This is a genomic window from Neisseria sp. HMSC065D04, from assembly GCF_001815675.1.
GTDB lineage: Bacteria > Pseudomonadota > Gammaproteobacteria > Burkholderiales > Neisseriaceae > Neisseria.
On sequence record NZ_KV821473.1, the window covers coordinates 49,695 to 57,795 of the forward strand.

The 8,101-nt window shown below is 53.2% G+C and carries 7 protein-coding genes; 4 read left to right on the forward strand and 3 right to left on the reverse strand.

Going from position 1 to position 8,101, the window contains the following annotated elements:
* Positions 1 to 138: 138 nt before the first annotated feature.
* Positions 139 to 570, reverse strand: coding sequence for an EamA family transporter (locus HMPREF3050_RS01325; protein WP_049229383.1), 432 nt, complete (start codon positions 568 to 570; stop codon positions 139 to 141).
* 195 nt (positions 571 to 765) lie between these two features.
* Between HMPREF3050_RS01325 and HMPREF3050_RS01330 the strand changes: the two genes are divergently transcribed.
* The 3 genes from HMPREF3050_RS01330 (at position 766) to HMPREF3050_RS01340 (ending at position 4,376) form a co-directional block, all read left to right on the forward strand.
* Positions 766 to 2,442, forward strand: a complete 1,677-nt coding sequence (locus tag HMPREF3050_RS01330; protein ID WP_070773189.1) for a formate--tetrahydrofolate ligase — start codon at positions 766 to 768, stop codon at positions 2,440 to 2,442.
* A gap of 285 nt (positions 2,443 to 2,727) precedes the next feature.
* Positions 2,728 to 3,285 (forward strand): oligoribonuclease, encoded by a 558-nt coding sequence (gene orn, locus HMPREF3050_RS01335; RefSeq protein ID WP_070773190.1) that lies wholly within the window; start codon positions 2,728 to 2,730, stop codon positions 3,283 to 3,285.
* 41 nt (positions 3,286 to 3,326) lie between these two features.
* Positions 3,327 to 4,376, forward strand: a complete 1,050-nt coding sequence (locus HMPREF3050_RS01340; protein ID WP_070773191.1) for a metallophosphoesterase — start codon at positions 3,327 to 3,329, stop codon at positions 4,374 to 4,376.
* A 167-nt stretch (positions 4,377 to 4,543) separates the two neighbouring features.
* Here the strand turns inward: HMPREF3050_RS01340 and HMPREF3050_RS01345 are convergent, their stop codons facing one another.
* Entirely contained in the window at positions 4,544 to 4,759 is a 216-nt protein-coding gene (locus tag HMPREF3050_RS01345) for a glycine zipper 2TM domain-containing protein (protein WP_003761681.1), read from the reverse strand.
* A 232-nt stretch (positions 4,760 to 4,991) separates the two neighbouring features.
* Entirely contained in the window at positions 4,992 to 6,041 is a 1,050-nt protein-coding gene (gene aroG, locus HMPREF3050_RS01350; protein WP_003768630.1) for a 3-deoxy-7-phosphoheptulonate synthase AroG, read from the reverse strand.
* Between the two features lie 537 nt (positions 6,042 to 6,578).
* Here aroG and HMPREF3050_RS01355 point away from each other — a divergent pair.
* Positions 6,579 to 7,643 carry a 2,3-butanediol dehydrogenase gene (locus HMPREF3050_RS01355; protein WP_003776525.1) on the forward strand — a complete coding sequence of 355 codons (1,065 nt, stop codon included), beginning with the start codon at positions 6,579 to 6,581 and terminating at the stop codon, positions 7,641 to 7,643.
* The last annotated feature ends 458 nt before the right edge of the window (positions 7,644 to 8,101 follow it).

Consider the following 8,101-nt stretch of genomic DNA (forward strand, 5'->3'; position numbering starts at 1 on the left):
ACGCCGTACTGGTTTAAAGTTAAGCCACTATACACAAAACCATCGCCGCAAATGACGGTAAGCCTTCAGCCCTATTTGCGGCGCAACATTTTCAGACGACCTCTCAGCTTAAAAGGTCGTCTGAAAAATCATTTCGCCTTACCGTTTCAAAGCCAGCGTCAGCACCCCCGCCGTAACCAGTCCCAAGCCCACCCATTCCTGCGTGCTGGGGCGTTCGTCCAGAAAAACCACCGCCATCAGCGCGACCAAAACCAGGCTGAATTTATCGACGGGGGCGACTTGCGAGGCGTTGCCCAGTTGCAGGGCTTTGAAGTAGGCTAGCCAGGATGCGCCGGTAGCGAGGCCGGAGAGAACCAGGAAGGTCCAGTTTCTTCCCGTAAACCCGTTCACGCCCTGCCATTTGCCGGTATAGGTCAGGAACAAGACCAGCGCGGCGAGGATGACCAGCGTGCGGATGAAGGTGGCGAAATCCGAATCTATGCCCTGCAAACCCATTTTGGCGAAAATTGCCGTCAGCGAGGCGAAACCTGCGGATGCCAATGCCCAGAAAAGCCATGCGTTGCTGCCCATGTTTGTCCGTTTCTCTTGTGGATTGTCAACAATATGAACCGTATTTTTGTTGAATTATCGAATTTTTCACTGCGATTCATTCTCAGATAACGCTATAATATGCCTAAAATTCTTTTGAATCCATCAGCGTTTGTCTTTCCGATGGGCTTTCAGACGACCCTCCTCTTTTTCTTCTCCATTCAGTAAAGGAAAACCATGAGCTTCAAAACCGATGCCGAAATCGCCCAATCTTCCACCATGCGTCCGATTGGCGAAATTGCCGCCAAGCTGGGTTTGAACGTTGACAATATCGAACCCTACGGCCATTACAAAGCCAAAATCAATCCTGCCGAAGCGTTCAAACTGCCGCAAAAACAAGGCCGTCTGATTTTGGTTACCGCCATCAACCCGACTCCGGCGGGCGAAGGCAAAACCACCGTGACCATCGGTTTGGCGGACGCGTTGCGCCACATCGGCAAAGACGCCGTTATTGCCCTGCGCGAACCTTCTTTGGGGCCTGTGTTTGGTGTTAAAGGCGGCGCGGCGGGCGGCGGCTATGCCCAAGTTTTGCCGATGGAAGACATCAACCTGCACTTCACCGGCGACTTCCACGCCATCGGCGCGGCGAATAATTTACTCGCCGCCATGCTCGACAACCATATCTACCAAGGCAACGAGTTGAACATCGACCCCAAACGCGTGCTGTGGCGGCGCGTGGTCGATATGAACGACCGCCAGTTGCGCAACATCATCGACGGCATGGGCAAACCCGTTGACGGCGTGATTCGTCCCGACGGCTTCGACATCACCGTTGCCTCCGAAGTCATGGCGGTATTCTGCCTCGCCAAAGACATCAGCGATTTGAAAGAGCGTTTGGGCAACATCCTCGTCGCCTACGCCAAAGACGGCAGCCCCGTTTACGCCAAAGATTTGAAAGCACACGGCGCGATGGCGGCACTGCTCAAAGACGCCATCAAGCCCAATTTGGTACAAACCATCGAAGGCACGCCCGCCTTCGTACACGGCGGCCCCTTCGCCAACATCGCCCACGGCTGCAACTCCGTTACCGCCACCCGACTGGCGAAACACCTTGCCGATTACGCCGTAACCGAAGCAGGCTTCGGCGCGGATTTGGGTGCGGAAAAATTCTGCGACATCAAATGCCGCCTTGCCGGTTTGAAACCCGACGCGGCCGTCGTCGTCGCCACCGTCCGCGCCTTGAAATACAACGGCGGCGTAGAACGCGCCAACCTCGGCGAAGAAAACCTCGAAGCCTTGGCAAAAGGCCTGCCCAACCTGCTGAAACACATTTCCAACCTGAAAAACGTATTCGGCCTGCCCGTCGTCGTCGCCATCAACCGCTTCGTGTCCGACTCCGATGCCGAGTTGGCCATGATTGAAAAAGCCTGCGCCGAACACGGCGTCGAAGTTTCCCTGACCGAAGTGTGGGGCAAAGGCGGCGCGGGCGGCGCAGATTTGGCGCGCAAAGTCGTCAACGCCATCGACAACCAACCCAATGAATTCCGCTTCGCCTACGATGTCGAGTTGAGCATCAAAGACAAAATCCGCGCCATCGCCCAAAAAGTGTACGGCGCGGAAGACGTCGATTTCAGCACAGAAGCCGCCGCCGAAATCGCCTCGCTGGAAAAACTGGGCTTGGACAAAATGCCCGTCTGCATGGCGAAAACCCAATATTCCCTCAGCGACAACGCCAAACTCTTGGGCTGCCCCGAAGGCTTCCGCATCACTGTGCGCGGCATCACCGTCTCCGCCGGCGCAGGCTTCATCGTCGCCCTGTGCGGCAACATGATGAAAATGCCCGGCCTGCCCAAAGTCCCCGCCGCCGAGAAAATCGACGTGGACGCAGACGGCGTGATTCACGGCTTGTTCTGATTTGAATCGGCAGTGAAATAAAACGGCAAAGAGGTCGTCTGAAAACGGTTTTCAGACGACCTTTTATCATTTGGGAACAGTTTAAACTCAACCGCGACAACCCGTAGCGTGGGCTTTGCCCGCGAATCCTCCCCTGATGAATAGTCGTCTGAAACGATAGAGCAAACCCGCCGCATTGGTTTTCAGACGACCCTTTGTTTACGCGATCGCTTTGCCTTATCCTGATTTGAAGTTAATCCACTATAATACCGCCCATTGTTTTAAACCGACGAAAGGCCGTCTGAAATGACTCAAAACGCAAGCAACCTCTGCTGGCTCGATATGGAAATGACCGGGCTTGACCCCGAACGCGAACGCATCATCGAAGTCGCCATGATTATCACCGACTCCGATTTGAACGTCTTGGCGCAGTCCGAAGTTTATGTCGTCCACCAAAGCGACGAACTGCTCGACGGCATGGACGCATGGAACACCGCCACCCACGGTCGAACGGGGCTGACGCAGCGCGTGCGCGAATCGCGGCTGTCCGAAGCCGAAGTTGAGCAGAAACTGCTCGACTTTATCGCGCAATGGATTCCCGAAAAATCCACACCGATGTGCGGCAATTCCATCCATCAAGACCGCCGCTTCATGGTCAAATACATGCCGCGCCTCGAAGCGTATTTCCACTACCGCAATCTGGACGTATCTACACTGAAAGAACTCGCCAAACGTTGGAATCCGCCCGTTGCCAAAGGCGTGGTAAAGCGCGGTTCGCATCAGGCTTTGGACGATATTCTCGAAAGCATCGAGGAAATGCGTTACTACCGCGGAAACTTCTTGAAACTGCCTGAGGCCGTCTGAAAACACCGTCGGCACACTTTTTCAGACGACCTCCCACCATCATGTCCTATCCATACCGCCAATCACTGCCCGATACGCCGCTGGACATCGTCGGCGACGTTCACGGCGAATTTGCCGCCTTTCAATCGCTGCTGCACCGGCTCGGCTACCGCGACGACGGTTTCCATCCGCACGGGCGGCGGCTGGTGTTCGTCGGCGATTTGTGCGACCGCGGCCCCGACAGCCCCGCGATGCTGGCGTGGTTCAAACAGGCTTACGAACGCGGATGGGCATGGATGGTTTTGGGCAACCACGAATTGAACATCCTTGCCGACGACCCGAAAGACGGTTCCGGCTGGTTTTTCGATGCCCGCGCTGAAAAAGACGCCCATTACGCGCCGTGGCATTGCGTGGAAGAAAAAGAGAAAACCGAATTGCGCGCATGGCTGGCCGAACAGCCGCTGCTGCTGGAGCGCGAAGACCTGCGCATCGTCCACGCCGCCTGGCTGCCGCCGCAAATCGAACGCCTCGAAGAAGCAAAGGGCGAAAGCCTGACCGCGCAATACCGCCGTTTCGATGCCGAGTTGAAACACCGCCTTCAGACGGCATCTTGGTATCCCGACTACCTCTACGAACAGGCGCATTACGCCCCGCAGGCGGAAAATCCCGACCATGCGCCGCCGCCCATGCCCGCCACCGCGCGATACGAACTCGAACGCAGCCGCCTGCATCCGATACGCGCCCTCACCAGCGGCGTGGAGCGTTTGGCGGACGAGCCGTTTTACGCAGGCGGACGTTGGCGCGGTACGACCCGTTGCGCGTGGTGGGACGACTACCGCGACGATACGCCCGTCGTTATCGGTCATTATTGGCGCAGTTGGCAACCGTCCCCCGCCGCCGTTGCCGCCGAACGGCTGTTGCTGCCGCCGCAGCCGGATGTCTGGCACGGGGCGCGGCGCAACGTGTTCTGCGTCGATTTCTCGATTGGTGCAAGCTGGCGGGCAAGGAAATTCCCGCAGAAATACCGTCCCGAACAGTTCAGGCTGGCGGCGTTGCGCTGGCCGGAGAAGGTGTTGGTGTTTGAGAACGGCGAATGCGCGGCGACGCGTTAGCCTGACAATAAACGGGCATACTCGCCCAACCCACAGAAAAGCAATCCATAAGTTTGAACGCCGATAAACCCGTCCCCTTGCGCAAACATTCTTCTGATTCAATCACGCCAAATAAAAAAGCCGGTCGAACCCATTTAAGGTCCGACCGGCTTTTATCGTTTTAAAAATTAACGATGTCTGTGGACTTGGCTGCCGATGACGCCGCCTAATGCAGCGCCGCCCAAAGTAGAGCCGGTATCGCCACCGATCAAGTTACCCGCTACACCGCCCAATACCGCGCCAGTAGCAGTATTGCGTTGTGTTTGGGTCATGCCCGCACATGCACTCAGAGAAGTAGCAATGGCGATCAAGGTCAAAGTTTTAGTCAAGAAAGACTTGCTCATGGTGTGTTCTCCGTTGTGGGTTAACTCAGTGACGAAAGTATGTCACACCAAGTCATTAATATTTATTCCAATAAGTAAAGTCATTTTAAACTAGGATAACTTAACAGGCGGACAGTTAGAAAAAACCATAATCCGATAAATCAGACAAATTAAATAAAAGGTCGTCTGAAACTGTCTGTTTTTACCCACACACAGACCTTTCAGACGACCTCTTTTTTCCACTCAAACCGATTTAAGGCGCGACCCGTTTACGGTTTGCCGCAGCCAAAAGCGCGAGCATTTCTTCAGTGGTATCCCAGCCGATGCAGGCATCGGTAATGCTTTGCCCGTAAACCTCGGGCTTGTCCTGTCTGCCTTCGACCAAATGGCTTTCCACCATTACGCCCATAATATTGTCTTCGCCGTTTTCCAGTTGCGCGGCAACATCTTGGGCAACTTCCATCTGCCGTCTGTAATCTTTACGGCTGTTTGCGTGGCTGCAATCGACCATCAGCTTGGGCGACAAACCGGCTTTTATCAATTGCTCCGCCGCCGATTTGACGTGTTCGGTGCTGTAATTCGGCTCTTTACCGCCGCGCAGGATAACGTGGCAGTCGGGATTGCCGCCGGTATGCACAATGGCGGAATGCCCCGCTTTGGTTACAGACAGGAAGTGATGCGGATGACTTGCCGCGCCAATCGCGTCGATGGCGATTTTCAGATTGCCGTCCGTACCGTTTTTGAAACCGACCGGACAAGACAGGCCGCTGGCGAGTTCGCGGTGTACCTGGCTCTCCGTCGTCCGCGCACCGATCGCGCCCCAAGAAATCAAGTCCGCGTAATATTGCGGCGTAATCATGTCAAGGAACTCCGTCGAAGCGGGCATACCCATATTGTTCAGCGTCAGCAGCAAGCTGCGCGCCTGACGCAGGCCGTAGTTGATGTCGAACGTGCCGTCCAAGTGCGGGTCGTTAATCAGACCTTTCCAACCCACCGTTGTACGCGGTTTTTCAAAATACACGCGCATCACAATCAGCAATTCTTTTTCATATTTCTTGCGCAACACCAGCAAACGTTCGGCGTATTCCAAGGCGGCTTTGGGGTCATGGATGGAACACGGGCCGATAATCACCAGCAGGCGGTTGTCCTTGCCATGAACCAAATCGGCGATTTCATGCCGCGTGCGGTGTACCAGCCCCGCCGCTTCCTCGGAAATCGGCAGCTCGTACAAATGGGCAATCGGCGGCAGCAGCTCTTTGACTTCTCTAATCTTAATATCGTCGGTAGGGTATTGTTGGGTCATTGTTATTGCTTTCAAATTCAGATAAATTAAGGCATAGATTACCTTCTTTACCTGTTTTAAACAAGCCTTTTAGCCACATTACGGCAATTTTATTTCAAAAAATTAAATTTTTGCTGTTTTTATATATTTAAATTTCTAAAATTCAAATTTTTTCGCAATAAAATTTTGATTAATTCAATAAGCAATACCTGCGTTGTCAACAATTTTCATCCTTCCCTAATAATCCTCCCGTCTTCCGACAGCATCTTTTTGACGAATACCTATAAGACTATTTCATCCAAAACTTGACCGCGGACAAGCCCTGCTTCGTTTTTACGCAAGCCGACATATCATTCACATCGAAATGTAGTAAAATAACAAAATATCAAAGCAATATCGCGCAGCCTGTGTTGCTTATCCTACACAACCCGCCCTGCCGCATCATTAAAATAACCATATATTCGTCGCACATCCCACACATCCTTCCCGCCCTTACTGAAAAGCCGTCCTACCTTTCAGACGACCTTTCTTTTCAACCTCAAAACAAGGAGCGTTACAATGAAAGCAGCACGTTTTTACGATAAAGGCGACATCCGCATCGAAGACATCCCCGAACCGACCGTCGCCCCCGGCACCGTCGGCATCAACGTCGCCTGGTGCGGTATCTGCGGCACCGACCTGCACGAATTTATGGAAGGCCCGATTTTCATCCCGCCCTGCGGTCATCCGCACCCGATTTCCGGCGAGTCCGCGCCCGTAACGATGGGACACGAGTTCTCCGGCGTGGTTTATGCCGTCGGCGAAGGCGTGGACGACCTTAAAGTCGGGCAACACGTCGTGGTCGAACCCTACATCATCCGCGACGACGTACCGACCGGCGAAGGCAGCAACTACCACCTCTCCAAAGACATGAACTTCATCGGCTTGGGCGGCTGCGGCGGCGGTCTTGCCGAAAAAATCGCCGTCAAACGCCGCTGGGTGCATCCGATTTCCGACAAAATCCCGTTAGACCAAGCCGCTTTGATTGAGCCCCTGTCCGTCGGTCATCACGCTTATGTCCGCAGTGGCGCGAAAGCAGGCGACGTCGCATTGGTCGGCGGCGCAGGTCCGATCGGTTTGCTGCTTGCCGCCGTGTTGAAAGCCAAAGGCATCAAGGTCATCATCACCGAATTGAGCAAAGCGCGCAAAGATAAAGCCCGCGAATCCGGTGTTGCCGACTATATCCTCGACCCGTCAGAAGTCGATGTCGTCGAAGAAGTGAAAAAACTGACCAACGGCGAAGGCGTGGACGTCGCATTCGAATGCACCAGCGTCAACAAAGTGCTGGACACCATGGTCGAAGCCTGTCGCCCGACTGCGAAAGTCGTCATCGTATCCATTTGGAGCCACCCCGCCACCATCAACGTCCACAGCGTCGTGATGAAAGAGCTGGACGTGCGCGGCACCATCGCCTACTGCAACGACCACGCCGAAACCATCAAACTGGTGGAAGAAGGCAAAATCAACCTCGAACCTTTCATCACCCAGCGCATCAAGCTGGACGAGCTGATTTCCGAAGGCTTCGAGCGTCTGATTCACAACAACGAATCCGCCGTCAAAATCATCGTCAATCCCAACTTGTAAACGCCTGACGGATTGATAGAAACACAAAGGTCGTCTGAAAACCTCAAATCGAGATTTTCAGACGACCTTTTTATCTGTAAAGACGATTCAAACCATCATCAACAATACCCGTCGGGCTATTGCCCATCAGTTATTTCCCAACACCACCCAATCTACTGCGAAACATCTGCAAAGGTCGTCTGAAAGCCAACTTCAAGAAATCAAAGCTTCTTTTAAACACTTTCAGACGACCCTTTATCCAATCTAAATACCGAATAAAATATAATCTTTGCAAAAACACAACAAAAATTAATACAAAAATTTACAAAAAACACAGGAACTTATAAAATACCAAACAATAACAGTTGCAACAATAATCACAAATCATAATAATGTCATATATACCGTTCAGGCATAAAAACCTACCGTATAACCGGCACACAGAAATATTACGGAGACTGTGTCAATACACATCTAAA